Here is a 17,508-nt window from a genome sequence, read left to right as displayed (position 1 = left end):
AAGCAAACCTGTCCTCTAAAAGGTATTTAAATGGCTTTAACGGGTTTTGAGCATTGTGCAACTAATGAGTATTTTGATCGTCAGTTTGGATTGTCTGCGGTTAAAGTGTTACCTGGTGAATATTATGTTACCAATGGCTCAACGTTAATCGTGACGGTACTTGGCTCCTGTGTATCAGTCTGTTTGCGTGATAAAGACTTGGGAATAGGAGGCCTCAATCATTTTTTGCTCCCACAAGACAATACGGCCTATGACAATAGGCTGATTGCTCCCTCAGGACGCTACGGTGTGTATGCGATGGAGCTATTGATCAATCACTTACTAAAGCTCGGTGCTCGTAAGAATCGTTTAGAAGCCAAGGTATTTGGCGGTGGACGTGTGCTCAAGCATATGACGCTTATGAATGTTGGTGATCGAAATGTTCGATTTGTTCTGGAGCATTTAGCCAGTGAGTCCATTCCCGTGGTTGCTCAGGATGTGTTGGATACCTACCCCAGGAAGGTGTATTTTTTTCCAAAAACAGGGAAAGTTATGCTAAAGAAAATTCGTTCCTTGCATAACACAACGATTCTGGAACGAGAAAAAGCCTACCTGCAGGCCATTGCAACTCAACCCATCTCTGGTGCTGTTGATCTGTTTTAATCAATCAACCAATTGAACAGGCGGGTGAGTTAAATACAAACCACTTTGTTCCTGCCAGTGTTTTTGGCTTGATAGAGTGCTTGATCGACTCTCTCTAACATCCGCTCCGGTACATCAAACGCCTGTTGTATAGTGATACCAAAGGATGCCGTGATTGAGCTGATAATACTATTTGAGGCTTTGTGTTTAACACGTATGGCCTGAATTTTGTGACGAATGCGTTCAGCCAGTGCAAGTGCATTTTCTTGGCTATGCTCGTAGACCAGAATAACGAATTCCTCACCTCCAAACCTCACACCATCTGCACTTTCTTGGCATTCCTCTTTGATGATTTGGCCTAAACATTGTAGAACCTTATCACCTAGCATATGCCCATAGGTGTCATTGAGCTTTTTGAAATGGTCAATATCCAACATGATCAATGCTAAAAGTGGCTTGGGAGTCGAATTGCAAACACGTATCAGCGTTTCATCAAAAAAGCGACGGTTATAAAGATGTGTTAATGCATCGGTATAAGCATCATGACGCGTTGCATTTAACTCTTCTTGCAAGCGTTTAATTTCTTTTTGAGCATCGCTAATACGCTGTTGAAAATGACTGGTAGCCTCCGATACTTTTACAGTATGGTTGTAGAGTGATTGGGCAATGGTTTCGAGAACGGGGGCTTCATCGGCTTCATGTAAGGCTTGTAAGCTTTCTTGCAAAAGCTGTGTGAAATCATTGGTGGATTCGACGGCCAGTTCTGCCGAATGATTGAGCCCTGTTGCAACTGAAATCAGTGCGGCTTGTAGCTTCTCTGTTTCCCCTAACTCTTGGCTGATCAAGTGGCTGCGAAACAGTTTTGTTTCAAGCCCCGCTGGGCAGGTACCGTATTTCTTGATCGTTTGATCTAAATCTTGGTTGAGTCGGGGAAGTTTATGTGTAACATAGGTATACCAAAGTGCATAGTTGAGTGGATGCGGCGGTATTTTGTATTTAACCATTAGGGGGACGGCCTGCCTTAGATATTCGGCGGCTTGTTGTGAATTGTCAGAATACTGCATAGCCCTTCTCAACATCGAGGTTTAAATACATTAATAATCAGATAATAGCATTAATCGACGAGCACGCTACAATAAGTTTTTAGGGATGTTAAATTGCTTCAATCAAAGTTTGGAAGAGACCAGTGAGCGAGTTGTTGATAGAAGCATCGTTTTGCTTTGATCCTAGAGAGCTGGAAACACCCATTTGGGTTTTTGATCAGCAGAGAGCACACATCGTTTGGGCGAACACTGCAGCTCTTAATCTTTGGAATGAAAAAAGTCTAGGCGCGTTACGGCGGTTCACCTACAAGGACCACTCGCGCGCTTTGCTGTCTACGTATGGCGAAAAGCACCCGCGTTATGAGTCCTGGGTGTTCTATGCTAACAATGAACCTGTTAATGTGAATTGTCATTGCAAGCACATCACGTTAAAAAATGGCCAATTGGCTGAGTTGGTTGAAGTCTACGCATTAAATGAAGTGCCTAGCGATCAAATGCTAACGGTTTTCGATGATCAAGGCGTTGTACTGTCTCGGAACAAGCAAGCTGAGCGTGCGCATGCGGGAAAAAATCGTCTCTCAGACTACTTTCTGAGCAGTGCGCAGGGTGAGAGCTTATACACCCAGTTAAAGGCGTCAGGAGCGGATATCAAAGCGCTAGATCTTCAGGTATCTAATCAAGTATGGCATCAAGTTGGGTTTAAACTCTCTTTCGATACGAAAACGCGACAAACCGTTTTTTTGATGCATGAAAGGGACATTACTCGCCAAAAAAGCCATCAAATACAGTTAGAGCATGCTGTCTATTATGATGCAATAACGGGCTTACCCAATCGCTATCTTCTAACGGGGCAACTGGAACTTGCCTTGCAGTCTCGCCAAAAAGATAAGCTTTTGGCGATTGTGTATCTTGATTTAGATCGCTTTAAAACGATTAACGATGAATATGGGATAGACGATGGCAATCAGTTGCTGATTGAAACCTCGCTACGTCTGAAAAAGTCCTTAAGAACCGGCGATATTTTAGCGCGTTTAGGTGGAGATGAGTTTGTTATTGTTTTAACGAATGTCGGCAGTATGGAAGAATGTCGCATGGTGTTAGAGCGTTTGTTGTCTGCTATCCGTAAACCGATTAACCTGTCCGGACATGAGCTCAATATCACCGCAAGCTTGGGTGTCACCGTTTACCCAGATGATTCAGCCGATGCGGATCGTTTAATACGTCATGCGGATCAGGCGATGTACCGGGCTAAAGCGATGGGCAAGGATTGCTATTATATTTTTGATACGCTAGAAAGCCAGCAGAATGATTCGCAAATGGAGTATTTGGCGCGCATCGAGCAGGCCATTGATCAGGACGAAATGGAGCTGTACTACCAGCCTAAAATTAATATGCGCACCGGAAAAGTCTTAGGTGCAGAAGCCCTCATCCGCTGGAACCATCCTGAACATGGCGTGTTGGCTCCTGGCGCCTTCTTGCCAGTGATTGAAAACACCCCTGTGATCCTGAAATTGGATCATTGGGTGCTAGAAGCTGCATTCAAACAACTGTCTTTTTGGAAATCAAAAAACGTTGCGCTGACGTTGAGTGTTAATATTGCAGCGCTTGACTTGCAGCAGGATGATTTCTTCGAGCGTTTTCAAACTTTGTTGACTCATTATTCCGATGTTGATGTTCGTCTATTGGAATTAGAGGTTCTCGAAACAGCGGCGTTGGAGGACATAGAAAAGGTTTCTCAGGTGATGGAAAAGATTACCCGATTGGGTGTTCAATTTTCGTTAGATGACTTCGGAACAGGCTATTCATCCTTAAGTTACTTACGTCGCTTACCTGCAGCAGCACTTAAAATTGACCAAAGCTTTGTCCGCGATATGTTATGGGATGTGGGCGATACAACACTGGTGCAAGGTGTGATCAGTTTAGCCACAGCCTTCCAGCGCAGTGTGATTGCCGAGGGGGTTGAGTCGGAGGAGCATGGTGAACTACTGCTCCGTTTGGGCTGTGACATAGGGCAGGGCTATGGAATTTCACGTCCAATACCCGCGTCAGTCTTTGAAGAATGGCGGTGCTCTTGGAGTTCATTCCCGAGTTGGAATGCCTGTCAAAATTTTCCAGTTAACCGTGATAACTTAGCATTAATCTATGCCGAAGTGGAGTTCAGAGGTTGGCTACGTGAGGTGCACAAATATGTCAGGGGCACGGTGTCGGAGCCACCTGCATTTTATTTTGCAGAGCATCCCGATCACTGGGTAAGGAAAGGTCATTTGCAGCAGGTGTGTCAACAACCTGAGTTTATGAATATAGAACCTTTGTACGCTCGCATTGAGCAGGTCAGTCACGAACTTTTCTATGGTGCTGTCTCAACAGAGGAAGAAGCGCGTACTCGTGTGCTTCAGCACCTTGAGTTACTGAGCCAAGAGTTAATTGATCAATTACGTACGCTGTACGTGATTACGAATTGCCAGTGGTAACCTGTGTGTTTAGCGCGGAGGCAAGCGTATTCAAGCTGCTGAGATCAAAGTGTTTACATGCAGGGTAGTCGGAGCTGATGCCCAGAACATAGCCTTCGGGATGAATGACCGTGACTCCCGCGCCTTGCCCATTAAGAGACTCAGCGGCTCTTGAGTGACAATTCATCGTGGTGTCGCATTCAAAATGCAGTGCGTTGCTACGCAGGCTGATGCGTTGTCCATGGTGCAGGTTTCGATGCCCATGCACAAGTGCGGTGATGCCTGCCTGATCCAGCGCCTGAGCCCCAGACGGGGTGAGCGCTGGGTCTAACGAACGGTATTTTGTTCGTATCATATTGCCCAATGCACCAAAGTATAGGTGTAAAGGATCCCCATCCAGTGCCGTCTGATAGACTTGATTCAGTTGTTTGCACGAGTGCTGCGCTAAAAAATTGGCCATCTCATCATCACAGCCTGCATGTAAAAATAAAAAACTACCCACTTGGTAGGCTAATTGTTGCTGTTTGAAAAACCAAAAGAACTCACCCTCTGGCAATAAAAATGCGTCCTTCCAGAGATGAATGGCCGTATAAATATCGCGAAAGCTCAATTGAGCGTCTTTGGCATAGCGCTTGAACGCATCCGCTCGATACGAAAGTCGCTCCAGTTCCCGAGCAATTTGTTGTTCGGTCATAAAGTGTCCAGTCGCTTTTTTGAACAGCTCGGAAGTTGTTGCGTTCGGCAGCAAGCGTTCTAGACAGCTGGCTTCATCGGGTATGGACTGCCACAAGTCTGCAGATGGTCTGTATTCGTTGAGTAATTCCTGAAAAAAGGGAATGACTTTACGCCCTAAACGGATTAGCAAGTAACGGCTTGCGGGGTGTGAGTCTAGCAGACTGCGCATTGCGAGCAGCATACGCAGGTCATGATTGCCAGCTAAAAGCGTCAGTTTTAGGTTTTGATCGAGTAGGCTTTTAAGCAGGCGAAGCACGCCTAAATTGGACGGCCCTTTGTCAAAGCAGTCACCACCTATGACAATTTCAAACGAATCTGATGGCAGGGTTAGTCGTGGGTCGCTGCCTGCATTGTCTGGGTGAGTCATCAGGCCGCTTGTGATTAAAGAGGCGGTAAAGGCGGTGGGGTCAGCATGTAAATCGGTAAAAAAGAAGACGGGATTTTTTGGCCAGCTCCAGCGCGCAGGATCTGATAATTGTTGCAGACGACTTTGTGTTGCAGACGCATTAATGATTTGCCAGTGAAGACCCTGTGCTTTTGGATCTAACCAAGGTTCGATATGCGTTGGTAGGTTCCAATCAAGATTATGGCGTGCGTACCGGATCTGATCTGCAGATGAAAGCCACGGTAGCATATCACACTCTCAATTCTTGAATTGCGTACTCGGCATAGATCGCAGCAACATCTATTCCACATCCCATTTTAGCCCCCTTGAAACCACCCAATGTTGACACCTCAAATACGACAGGGCCCTCAGGCGTCATGGCAATATCAACGGTTGCAAAGTCTAGATTAAATGCAGATTGAGCGCGTTCAGCAATACTTAGTGTCTGGGAGTCCGGCGTATAAGGTGCATAATGTCCACCGCTGTGAATGGTCGTATTCCAAGTGTGTTTGGCGGCAATCCGAGCATAGGAACCGATGAACTGACCTTTAAGAAAAATCAGGGCCATGTCTTGCCCACCTAACTCGACTTTTTTCTGCACATACAAAATCGGGTGGCGGGCCTTGTAGCGGTTCAGCTCAAGGAGGAGCTCCTCTTTCGACTGTTGCGCAGATAGAATTTGCATGCCTCTCGCTTTCGTCGAAAATAAAGGCTTGATGACTGCGCTTCCCCACTCGAGTGTTTTCGACAGCGCACTATCAACAGACTCTGTAATTAAGGTTTGAGGCATGGGGATTTGATGGTTACGCAGGGTTACCGAGCAGGTTAATCTATCTAATAGACGAATTAAGCTGTTTGCACTACTAAATACCCGAACACCACAGGCTTCGGCAACCCGCAGCAGTTCCAAGCGCTCAATGCTAACATGGCCAAAATCAGAGCCTATCTTCTTAATGATAATGCCATCTAATTTACATAAGTTATGGCCAGAGTAGGTGACGCAGCCTTGGATCAGGTCAAGTTCTAGCTTTGCCAGCTCAATCACTAACCTAAAACCTGTTCGTTTTTCAACTTCATCTGCTAGGACTTCGGTCGACCATTTACCAGGGATGCCGACTACTCCGATTTTAAGACTACCCATGGAGCACATCCTTGAAAGGTAAACGGTACTGATTGAGTGGTGCACTATCGTGTTGAACGATATGGTTTAGCAGGATAATGCCTTTATCAAACAAGTAGTTTGCGTGGGCCTCATCAAGAATAAAACGAGTTGACGTGATTAGACTACGAGCAAGGCCTAGCGCCATTCGAATTTCAAACGTCGGATCTTTTTGCTCCTGAGCAAACTGCTGTGCAATTGTAAACATAGCCGACGCGGTCTCATTCACACGAGATTTTGAAGCCTCATCAAATAAGGGCAAACGTAAGGCGGAGACAATAAAAACGGTGACATCTTGAACATAATCCATGTGTCTCGATCGATGCAGGTCGATAAATCGAATTTGTTTATTTTCATCTTCGTACAAAATATTATCCAGATTAAAATCTCCATGAATATAGACGGAGAAGGGGCAAGACACTTGGTTGTCTATCTGTTCCGCTTTTGAGAGGAGAGTTTTAAGGCTAAAAGGCGTCTGCGCCTTGATCTGCTCGTTAAATCTTGGATGGATGTTCAAAATGGCAGGTAAGCGTTTTTTTAATTGCTGAACAAACAGAGGAAAGGCTTTGTCCTTTCGACGTGTGGATACCCAGATGCGTGGTAACATCTGATGCATTTTTTGCAATCCGCGCTTAAGCTCTTCTGCACTGTCCTGCAGGAGCATTTGCTCTAAGGTTTTGCCGGGTAAGTGCTCAATGATCAGTGCACCTGAGCTGCCTTGATGGTGGTGAGACAAAATTTGGGGGGCAATGCCCGGAAAAATCGTATTCCAGCGCTGTAATCCCTTGCGTTCTTCTTGAACTTTGCGTAACTCACCTTCTTTGAGTACACCAATAAAATGATCATCTTCTTCGTTGGTGATGGCCGAAATGGCGCTGCCAGAACGTGTTTCTGCGATGGTTTCAAGAGATAAACTGTCCCAGGCTTGATGCCCAAGCGTGGAAACCATGGCTTGTAAGGATAGAAATTGCTTCATGTTCATGGGTTGCCCCAAGAGCACAGCGATCAGAGACTCGCTAATATTCACTAAGGATTCACCCATATCTAAAAGATAACGAGCGAGAAATAAACTGCTAATTAAAGACTCAGTCTGTTTCTTTCTTTTTAACGCCTTAAGATGGGCATCCAGTGTCTTTTTGTAGAAGCGAGAGAGCTTCTGTCGGACTTGTCCGATACGTAAGGCATCTTGAGTATCATTGGAGCCTAAAATACCTTCGACTTGCTTAAGGGCAGCCTCAATCCGCTCCAGTTGTTTAGGGTATTTGTGTTTAGTTAGCATTTTATTGGTATTGAGCTGTTGTAGCTCGCGGGCTGCATCTCGACAGAGGCTGGCGATGCGCTCTAATTCATCGGCGATGTCGCCTGCTGCCTTCAAGGATTGTGCATCCAGTGACTGCTTTTCTTGGAAGGCCTTCAGGCAGCGTGCATGAACACGCTGCTTTAAGTTGTAACTATGCCCGCTGCGTTCTGTAATCGACCTAACCAGAGCCGTCGATGGGTTGTCGACGAGGCTCATCAGGTTTTGCAATTGAGTACGAACCTCGGCCAGTAAAAAAACAAGCTGAGTTTTTACTTCGCTCGGCAGCGCCAGATTCATAACTTTATCTCAAGATTGAACATAGCGTTAATCATAACGATAGAGGCAACAGATCGCTAGCCATGGCAAAGAAGTGTTGATTATTTATAGTGCAATCGCCAGACGTGTTCCTTGATCGATTGCACGCTTTGCATCCAGCTCATTGGCTTTATCTGCACCTCCAATTAAATGGATGGGTTTGGCTAGTTGTTCAGCCAAAGAACGATTGGGGTCTTGGCCAGCACAAATGACAATGTGATCGACCTCAAGACATGTGGGCTCGCCTTTGACGGTAAGATGCAGTCCCTGATCATCAATGCGTTGATATTCACAGGCATTAAGCATTTTGACGCCTCGCTTACTGAGACCTGCTCTGTGTGCCCATCCCGTTGTTTTGCCCAGTTGGGCACCGACCTTAGAGGCTTTTCGCTGCAGTAAAAAGACATCACGAGCGGCTGGATGAAAAACGGGTGTCACCTTTTCCACAGAGCCTCTTGCTTCCATGGACATGTCGACGCCCCATTCTTTCATGTATTGGGGGATATTAAGGCTGCTGGACTCGCCCTGGTGTATGAGGTACTCCGCTAGATCAAAGCCTATGCCGCCTGCACCAATAATGGCGACCCTTTGGCCAACCTTCGCACCTTGCATGACATCGAGATAGCTGAGGACGTTTGGATGATCAATGCCTTCAATATCAGGTGTACGCGGCTGTATCCCTGTTGCTAGAATGACCTCATCAAAGTCAGATTCGTTGAGCATGCTTGCACTAACGGGGGTGTTGAGTCGAAGCTCTACAGAGGTGAGCTCAATTTGGCGTTTAAAGTAACGCAGTGTTTCATAAAACTCTTCTTTGCCGGGTATACGTTTTGCGATATTGAATTGGCCACCTATCTCGGGAGCTGCATCAAATAGCGTTACAGAGTGACCACGTTTGGCCGCAGTGATAGAAAACGCTAAGCCTGCAGGTCCTGCACCAATCACCGCTAACTTTTTAGGTGTGAGCGTAGGTGTAATAATGATTTCAGTCTCATGGCAGGCTCTGGGATTGACTAAGCAGCTTGTCAGTTTGCCTGCAAAGATATGATCGAGACAGGCCTGGTTGCAACCTATGCACGTATTGATCTCATCGGCTCTGCCTTCAGCGGCTTTGTTGATAAACTCAGGGTCTGCAAGAAAGGGGCGGGCCATGGAGACCATATCAGCATCACCTCTTGCCAGGACTGCTTCGGCCACATCGGGCATATTAATTCGATTAGAAGTAATGACCGGAATAGATAAAGATTTGCGAATCTGTGCAGTTGCCCAAGTAAAGGCGGCACGCGGAACCTTTGTTGCAATGGTTGGAATGCGTGCTTCGTGCCACCCAATGCCTGTGTTAATCAACGTTGCACCTGCTTTTTCTACAGCTTGTCCTAGCTCAACGATTTCATCGTGACTGCTACCGCCTTCAACGAGATCCAACATGGATAGACGATAGATGATAATAAATTGATTGCCCACGGCTTGACGAACACGCCGAACAATTTCGATCGGGAAACGAATGCGCTGGTGATAGCTGCCACCCCAGTCATCGTCACGTTGATTGGTGCGTTGGGCAATGAACTGGTTGATCAGATAGCCTTCTGAACCCATAATTTCCACACCATCGTAACCAGCGGCTTGTGCCAGTAACGCACACTGTTCAAAATCTTCTATTTGCTTTTCTACCTCTTCGGGGGTTAAGGCTTTGGGTGTGAATGGATTAATGGGTGCTTGAAGGGCAGAAGGTGCGACCAGTTTTGGGCTATACGCATAGCGTCCTGTGTGCAGTATCTGCATGCATATTTTGCCCCCTTCTTGGTGAACGGCTTGCGTAATGATGCGGTGCTTCTCAACATCATCCGGATTTGAAAGCTGTGCTGACCCACTGTGGACGACGCCTTCACTATTTGGCGCAATGCCGCCGGTGACAATCAGGCCAACGCCACCACGGACTCGTTCGGCATAAAAGGCAGCCATGCGCTCAAATCCTTGTGGGGCCTCTTCTAGACCTAGATGCATTGAGCCCATTAATACACGGTTTTTTAGTTGAGTGAAACCAAGATCAAGCGGACTGAATAAATGCGGATAGAGAGCGTGAGTCATGACGAGTTTCCTGTTATTGATATTATCTGGACAGTGTCAAGATAGAGGTGTATTTTGACAGTGTCAAGATTAAGGATGCATTTTCGATGACGAGTAATCAAAAACAGCACTATCATCATGGTGATTTGTATAAATCTTTATTGGATGCTGCAACAGAGTTGCTTCGTGAAGGCGGTGTAGAGGCTTTATCAATGCGTAAGCTAGCCGATCGAGTTGGTGTGTCGCGTATGGCTCCTTATCATCATTTTAAAGACAAGAATGATTTGCTTTGCGCGATAGCCGAACAAGGGTTTCGCTTACAAGAAGGCTGTTTATCTGAATGCGAAGTGTTGCCAACGGCAACAGCACTGGAGGCTTATGTTTTGACCTATATTCGCTTTTCTCAAGAACATGTCGAGACCTATGACTTGATGTTTGGGCGAGATATCTGGAAAACAGGAGCACCAACGGAATCTTTAAAGCAGGTCTCAAAAGTCACGTTCAAGCGTTGGGTTGACTGGATTGAGCGGCTGCAAAGAGAGCGGGTGTTAAGCACTGACGATTCTGCTCTTAGGGTGGCTCAGTCAAGTTGGGCGGGTTTGCACGGTTTGTGTCGTCTTTTTAATGATGGTATTTATTTGAATCCAGAGGATTTAGAGTCAATTGCTCGTACCCTGGTAAACTCTTGGTTGGAGACCACAAGCATAAAGCGTTAGTTCATCTAAGGTTCAGTGAAGAACTCTTAATATGCTTATAATTCTTTAGGTATCAATTTCTTAAATCAAAAACCGTCTCAAAAGCGCTTTGAAACGGATTAATGACGCTTACGTTGTATTAAACAGTCGAGGGTTTTATACTGCTTAGGAACTTGGTCGGTAGTGCTGAGAGGTGTTGTGAAGCTGGACTCCAACGCGAAGCAAGTGTTACGCAACAAATGTAACACTTTGTTTTTATCATTCATTGATGATGTCGTCGATCATTTTTTTGCGAGTGTACCTGCACATCTAAAAGAAGCCGGTCTTGAAGCGGATTCTCTTCGTGAATCGTCTTATTTTATTAAGCTTGCCAATGACTTTGATATTCTCAAACCTAATATCTCCAAAAAATTCAAAACACTTTTGCATGAACGCATTCAATCTGATTCAACACATACCCCCTCATTTTTAGGCAGCTCAGATACTGCGGTATTAGAGCTTGTTGATGAAACGGAGTTTGATGACTGGCTCAAGATCGCAACCGTCAGTGAAGCGCTAGAAGCCAAATACTCTCAGTCTATGTTGGATTTTGAGGCCAGATATGGCGTTGTTTTAAATCTAACACTTGATCGTAACAACAATCCGTTTGGTCCTCGTTTGGTGTGTCGTTCCTTCCAAGATGCGATTAAGGATGAAGACTTTAATAATCCGATACGCGCTATTTTGTACACGGCCTTAGGGCACTCCTTAGAACAAGACTACCCGGTTTTTTTACAGCACTTAGCCACTGTATTAGAGGATGTCACACCACGTGTAGAGATTAAAAAGCCAACAGAGCGGCCTGCCGAATTGGATTTGCCGAAGCCGACTGTTCAGCCAAGATCTGAGTCAAGAGTTGCCGAGCCAAATGCGCCTTATTCGACAAAACGAAATGAAGCCAGTCGATCCAATGCCGAGTCCAGTTTTGCGCAAATTTTAGAGTTATTGGATCAAGAGTCATCCCCTTTACCGGCTTCAGCCGTGGGTCGATCAAGTCAAGCGTCAGCAATTGATAATTCCATCAGGGTGTTGTCGCGCTTGACGGCGGTCTTGAATAACACACGTCAGACGCTGGTCAGTCGGGAAGGACAAGCTGCAAACAAGCGAGCCAAGCCAATTGCTCACGCAGCGGGTCAGGCGGCGCCAATGGAAGAAATCTTGGCGGGCATAGAAAGCATGTCGGCAGGCCACCTGACTCGAAGTCAGTCTGTCGCGCAATCGCCAGCAGAGCAGTTGCAGACCTATTTGTCGGTGAACGCTGGTCAGGCTCGATCTATCCCTGCGCATCAAGCCGAAGTGCTCAATGGCGCTGCTCGTTTATTTACGCGTGCACGATCCGAGCATGATGAGGCATCCGATATTGACAGTCTGCTTAAACGTTTAGAGCGTCCGTTGTTAAAGCTCATGTTGAAAGATCTCGATTTTTTGATGAGTGATGTGCATCCTGCGCGCGATGTCGTAAACCTCATTGACCAGTTTGCGATGGCTGCAGATTCAAAAGGGCACTTTTTTGATGCAAAACTACGCCGTTTCCTAGCGATTCAAGTGGATTTAGTTGACCGAGAGTTTTCTAAAGACCCCGAAGTCTTCAGTAGAGTTAGAGACAAGCTTCAAAAAATTATTCAACCGATTCGTAAGGCTCGCCGCAATCGTGTGTTTCGTACACAGCAGCGTTACGAATCGCAGAACGTATTACGCAATGCCAGAGAGCGTGTCGATGCGTTTTTAGAGACACGCTTAGGAGGTGAGCGAGTCCCTGTTCTCATTATTCGTTTATTAGAATTGGGATGGCGGCAATATCTCGTACTTTTGCAACTGCATATGGATGCAGATAAGCGAAAACAAGCCATTAGCGTGTTTGACTTGATGTTAAGACGTTTGATGCAGGAGTCCGTCTCAGAGACGTTTTCGGCCATGGAGCTCGCCGAAGATATCACACAAGGATTGATAAGTGTTGGTGCTGATGCTCATGAAATAAAACCCTTACGTTTATCTTTGTTAGCGGCCTTAACTCAACCCGAAGGCGTTGTTGATTATGTGGAGGTTCCACGCCGAGCGGTACCAGACCTGAGTGAAAGCAAACTTGGTATTACAAAACACTTAGATGTTGGCCATTGGTGGTTGTTTTTAAAGGATGGACGTTGGGTACCGATGCAGTTGATTTGGCAGGCGCGCTCAGGTGGTCTACTCGGGTTTGTTGATCGCTCTGCATCTGAACAGCAGTCATTAACGCTAGAGGAGTTGTCTGAACGTGTTGCGCAAGAAACGGCAAAGGAAAATGAAAAGCAGTCATTGCCACTGCTTGAACGTTCTGAATATGCTTTATTTGATGAGTCTTATCGAGATTTAATTCATCAAGCATTGCATGATCCAGCAACGGGCTTGGCGAACCGCAAGGCATTATTCAGAAAAATGAATGCAGCAGCCGCAGATGCCAGTGCATTAGGTCATTCGTGTTTGTGTCAAATTGAGTTTGATCAAACGAGAGTTGTATACAGTAATTGTGGAATGGATGCTGGAGATCGTTTATTAAAAGATTTAGCCAGTAAAATTGAAGAAGTGCTTTTGTCCTCTCAACAGGTTTCTGTAGTGAACAGTGATACGTTCATCCTGCTGCTTCCTGATGTGGTCGAAGCACAGGGAAGAGAGATTGCTGCGCAGATAGTGACACGCTTGTCCGACTATAGATTCGAACATGATCGAGAAATATACAGTATTGGCTTAAATATTGGGTTGGTTGAATATACCCCATCCCTAATGAGTGTCGATGCCATTCTGCGTCAAGCCGACTCCGCCTGTTTGGCGGCAAAGTCAGAAGGCCGCAATCGCTTCCGAGTGTATGAATCTTACGATGCTCAATTACAAGCACAAGAGGCGCTTAAAGAGTGGGCTGGACGAATCGATCGTATTATTGAAAGTAACGGCTTGTACTTGCGTTGTCAGAAAGTGGCTCCTGTCGATGAGGCATCTGAACTCTTACCTTATTATGAGGTTCTACTGGGAATCCGGGATAATGGCGCCCATGTGGTGTCATTTAGTGAAGAAGCAAAAGTTGAAAATATTCAACCCGCTGACTTCTTCCCAGCCGTTGAACGCTGGAAACGGTCACATGAAATTGATCTATGGGTCTTGGCTCAAGTGTTTGATTGGATACGTCAGAATAGACATTACTTTGATCAAATAGGTGGGTTTGCAATTAATCTATCTGCACAGTCGCTTAGCAATGCCGCTGTGTTAGAGTATTTGCGTCAGCAGTTGAGTAATCATGATCTACCCATGAATAAGATTACCTTTGAGATTACCGAAACCGCTGCCATTGACAGCTATGCGAAAGCACGCGAGTTTATGGCACAAGTCGGTAGCTTTGGTTGTCAATTTTCGTTGGATGATTTTGGTACAGGTTTTGCGTCTTATTCACACCTTAAGAATCTTAAGGCTCACTCTTTGAAAATCGATGGTAGCTTTGTGAAGGATATCGCAGATAATCCAGCGGATTACGCTATGGTTAAATCAATGAATGAGATAGGCCATTTTCTGGGCATGAAAACAGTCGCTGAATTTGTTGAGTCGCCAGCTATTCTTGAGAAATTGAAAGAAATTGGTGTGGATTATGCTCAGGGATATGCTGTTCATAAGCCGATCCCTGTCACTGAGCTATTGAAGGAAGAGTTTAACGTATCTATCCCTAATCTTCAGGTGGTTAAGGCGTTTAGTTAGCGACTGCCTGCCAAATTAGCCGGAAAGCTAAAACGGTTAGAATTAGGTTGAAAATCAATCCAAATCGTTTGTTTGATAGTGTTTTGAGCACTTTAAGTCCGAACCATGTGCCAATTGCCCCGCTGATAATCATTAATAACATCAGACCTAACCATTCGTTGAAAACGAACCCGGCTGCGCCAAATACTAAGGCTTTCGGCAGGTGTTGAACGCTCATGCAGGCTGCAAAATTCGCAACGGTTAAAAAGCGATCTCCATTTTGCTGTTGCTTTACAAATGCGGCAACAAGAGGGCCGGTGGCTCCAGCAAACATGCTAATAAATGTGGTGATCACCCCTGCGATAAATGTCCCTACACGGCCTAAGCCAACGGGTGGGATTTTGGGTCCCCAACATAAAAATAGGATAAAACCAGCAATACTCAACTGCAGCGCCGACAGCGGAAGTTGGACAAGAAATTGGCTAGCGAGCAACGCTCCTAGCATCGCACCGGGTGTAAATGTGGCAAGCAGCTTCCAATCAATATGTTGCAGGGTCATCACCGCGCGATTGAAGTTTGATCCCAGTTGAACCATACCGTGCACAGGAATCACGGCGGCGGGTGGCATTGCAATAGCCATAATGGCGAGCAGTAAAACACCGCCCCCGACACCGATACTGGCCGTGATCGCCGATGTGAATCCGGCGGCAATCACTAAAAAGACGCCCATCCAAGGGGCGATTTCAGCAGGGAGCAGCCATTCCATTTACAAAGCTTCCAAGCGAGCAAAACCGGCGACCAACCATTTACTCCCTTCGTCGTCAAAATTCACTTGAATTCGGGCTTTTGGCCCAGATCCTTCGTAGTTAACGATGAGTCCCTCACCAAACTTAGGGTGTAAAACGCGTTGTCCTAAGCTGAAGCTTAATCCTGAAACACTGGTTTGTGCTAAACTAGGTGACTGAAAAAGTGAGCTTTTATTTGAATTCTGACTGCTGCTGAAGGGGCGTCGAACATTCGCGTTCAAGCGAACCTCTTCAAGTAATTCGTCTGGAATTTCTTTGATAAAGCGAGACGGTCGATTGTATTTTTCTTGTCCATGCAGGCGGCGTGATTCTGCAAGAGTGAGGTAGAGCTTTTGCATGGCTCGGGTAATGCCGACATAGCACAGTCGGCGTTCTTCTTCTAAGCGCCCAGGCTCTTCCGCTGACATGCTGTGAGGAAACAAACCCTCTTCCATGCCCGTTAAAAAAACAAGAGGAAATTCCAGTCCTTTTGCAGAGTGGAGTGTCATTAGTTGAACGCCATCGGCATGAGTATCGGCTTGTGCTTCGCCCGCATCCAGCGCGGCTTGATCAAGAAATGCAGACAGCACATTCGCGTTCTCATCGCTGTTTTCACGCTCCCACTGCCCCGAAAACTGCCGGGCAGCGGTGACCAGCTCATCTAAGTTTTCAATGCGAGATTGGCCTTTTTCGCCTTTTTCCTTCTCATGATGCTCAATTAGGCCAGATGTTTTAATGACATGGTCGGTTTGCTCGTGCAGTTCCAGTCCTTCAGTTTCTGTACCCATTTGGTTCACTAGGTTAAGAAATACCTGTAATGCGTTACTGGCCCTTGCTGGCAGAACCTTAAGCTCAACGATTTCATTGGCCGCGCGCCACATGGCAATGTTTTCTTGGCGAGCCCGTTCACGAATGAGTTCAATTGTCCGTGTGCCAATTCCGCGAGTGGGCACGTTGATGACTCGCTCCATCGCGGTGTCATCTTCGCGGTTGGCGATCAAGCGTAGGTAGGCCAGTGCATTTTTTATCTCCAGGCGATCATAAAAACGTTGTCCGCCATAGATACGATAGGGCACCGCGCTACGAATGAGAGCCTCTTCTAAAACTCGGGATTGAGCATTGGAGCGATAGAGAATGGCGCTTTCATCACGTCGGTTTCCTTGCTCGATCCATTTTTCAATTTGGTCGACAATGAAGCGTGCTTCATCTTGCTCGTTGAAGGCACTGTAGACCGATACAGCTTCACCTTCGCGCCCTTCAGTCCAGAGCTTTTTCCCTAAGCGCCCGGTGTTGTTCTGAATGACGGCATTTGCTGTTTGTAGAATTCGATTGGTAGAGCGGTAGTTCTGTTCAAGGCGGACGGTTTCCGTCTCAGGAAAGTGATCTGAGAGTGTTTGAATGTTTTCAATCCGCGCCCCACGCCAGCCATAAATAGACTGGTCGTCATCGCCCACTGCCATGAGTTTTTGTTCGCCTTGGCAAAGCAGTCTTAACCAGCCATATTGAATGGCATTGGTGTCTTGAAACTCATCGACCAAAACATAGCGAAATCTCTCTCGATAATGCGCAAGGAGAGAAGGGGATTTGTCTCTTAGTAGCTCGAGTGAGCGCAGCAATAGCTCGCCAAAATCGATCATGCCTCCGCGCTCGCAAGCGACCTCGTAGGCGCTATATAGGTCGATCATGGTTTGTTGGAAAGGATCGGCTGTTCGATCAAGATGTTGACTGCGCAGTCCCTCATCCTTTTGTGCGTTAATAAACCATTGCACTTGGCGCGGTGGCCAACGTGTGTCGTCTAGGTTCATTTCTTTGCACAGGCGCTTAACAAGTCGAAGTTGGTCGTCACTGTCCATGATTTGAAAGTTGTCTTTCAAGCCAGCTTCTTTCCAATGAGCCCGCAGCATGCGATGCGCAAGCCCGTGGAAGGTGCCAACCCACATGCCATGTGAGTTGATCTTAAGTAACTCTTCAATACGGCCACGCATTTCTCGTGCCGCCTTGTTGGTAAAGGTAACCGCCATAATTGAAAATGGCGATAGACCTTCTGTTTCAACAAGCCATGCAATACGGTGAACCAGAACTCGAGTCTTGCCTGAGCCTGCTCCAGCAAGGACCAAAAGGTTTTTGACAGGGGCAGTTACCGCTTGACGCTGAGCATCGTTCAGCGAATCAATAATATGAGTGACGTCCATTAGCCTTCAACATTGAGTAAATTGAT

Annotated in this window: 11 protein-coding genes; 4 read left to right on the top strand and 7 right to left on the bottom strand. The window is 46.3% G+C overall.

Annotated elements, in window-relative coordinates:
* The first annotated feature begins 30 nt into the window (after positions 1-30).
* On the top strand, positions 31-642 hold the full coding sequence (gene cheD, locus DN062_RS16180) for a chemoreceptor glutamine deamidase CheD (protein WP_112160341.1): 612 nt from the start codon (positions 31-33) through the stop codon (positions 640-642).
* A 29-nt stretch (positions 643-671) separates the two neighbouring features.
* On the opposite strand, the gene DN062_RS16175 is transcribed toward cheD, so the two are convergent.
* Complete coding sequence (locus DN062_RS16175; protein WP_112160340.1) at positions 672-1,685, bottom strand: GGDEF domain-containing protein; 1,014 nt, start codon at positions 1,683-1,685, stop codon at positions 672-674.
* Between the two features lie 122 nt (positions 1,686-1,807).
* On the opposite strand from DN062_RS16175, the gene DN062_RS16170 reads away from it, so the two are divergent.
* Complete coding sequence (locus DN062_RS16170; RefSeq protein WP_112160339.1) at positions 1,808-4,135, top strand: putative bifunctional diguanylate cyclase/phosphodiesterase; 2,328 nt, start codon at positions 1,808-1,810, stop codon at positions 4,133-4,135.
* On the opposite strand, the gene DN062_RS16165 is transcribed toward DN062_RS16170, so the two are convergent.
* From DN062_RS16165 to DN062_RS16150, 4 genes are all read right to left on the bottom strand, one after another.
* Positions 4,116-5,483, bottom strand: a complete 1,368-nt coding sequence (locus DN062_RS16165) for a metallophosphoesterase (protein ID WP_112160338.1) — start codon at positions 5,481-5,483, stop codon at positions 4,116-4,118. The two genes, DN062_RS16170 and DN062_RS16165, sit on opposite strands and share 20 nt — an antisense overlap.
* Position 5,484: 1 nt before the next feature.
* Positions 5,485-6,375: a GAK system ATP-grasp enzyme gene (locus tag DN062_RS16160; protein ID WP_112160337.1), complete on the bottom strand. Its 891-nt coding sequence runs from the start codon at positions 6,373-6,375 to the stop codon at positions 5,485-5,487.
* Positions 6,368-7,990 carry a PhoU domain-containing protein gene (locus DN062_RS16155; protein WP_112160336.1) on the bottom strand — a complete coding sequence of 541 codons (1,623 nt, stop codon included), beginning with the start codon at positions 7,988-7,990 and terminating at the stop codon, positions 6,368-6,370. Before DN062_RS16155 ends, DN062_RS16160 begins: the two co-directional genes overlap by 8 nt.
* Before the next feature lie 84 nt (positions 7,991-8,074).
* The gene (locus DN062_RS16150) at positions 8,075-10,096 is read right to left on the bottom strand and encodes an NADPH-dependent 2,4-dienoyl-CoA reductase (protein ID WP_112160335.1); all 2,022 of its coding nucleotides are present in this window, start codon (positions 10,094-10,096) and stop codon (positions 8,075-8,077) included.
* An 86-nt stretch (positions 10,097-10,182) separates the two neighbouring features.
* On the opposite strand from DN062_RS16150, the gene DN062_RS16145 reads away from it, so the two are divergent.
* The gene (locus DN062_RS16145; RefSeq protein ID WP_112160334.1) at positions 10,183-10,791 is read left to right on the top strand and encodes a TetR/AcrR family transcriptional regulator; all 609 of its coding nucleotides are present in this window, start codon (positions 10,183-10,185) and stop codon (positions 10,789-10,791) included.
* A 177-nt stretch (positions 10,792-10,968) separates the two neighbouring features.
* Positions 10,969-14,526, top strand: a complete 3,558-nt coding sequence (locus tag DN062_RS16140; RefSeq protein WP_133256773.1) for a DUF1631 family protein — start codon at positions 10,969-10,971, stop codon at positions 14,524-14,526.
* Here DN062_RS16140 and DN062_RS16135 read toward each other — a convergent pair.
* Both DN062_RS16135 and uvrD read right to left on the bottom strand, forming a co-directional pair.
* The gene (locus DN062_RS16135) at positions 14,519-15,271 is read right to left on the bottom strand and encodes a sulfite exporter TauE/SafE family protein (RefSeq protein WP_112160332.1); all 753 of its coding nucleotides are present in this window, start codon (positions 15,269-15,271) and stop codon (positions 14,519-14,521) included. The genes DN062_RS16140 and DN062_RS16135 overlap by 8 nt on opposite strands.
* Positions 15,272-17,482, bottom strand: a complete 2,211-nt coding sequence (uvrD, locus tag DN062_RS16130; RefSeq protein WP_112160331.1) for a DNA helicase II — start codon at positions 17,480-17,482, stop codon at positions 15,272-15,274.
* Positions 17,483-17,508: the final 26 nt, after the last annotated feature.

Source organism: Nitrincola tibetensis (assembly GCF_003284585.1).
Classification (GTDB): Bacteria; Pseudomonadota; Gammaproteobacteria; order Pseudomonadales; family Balneatricaceae; genus Nitrincola; species Nitrincola tibetensis.
This window is presented reverse-complemented; position numbering and strand designations above follow the sequence as displayed.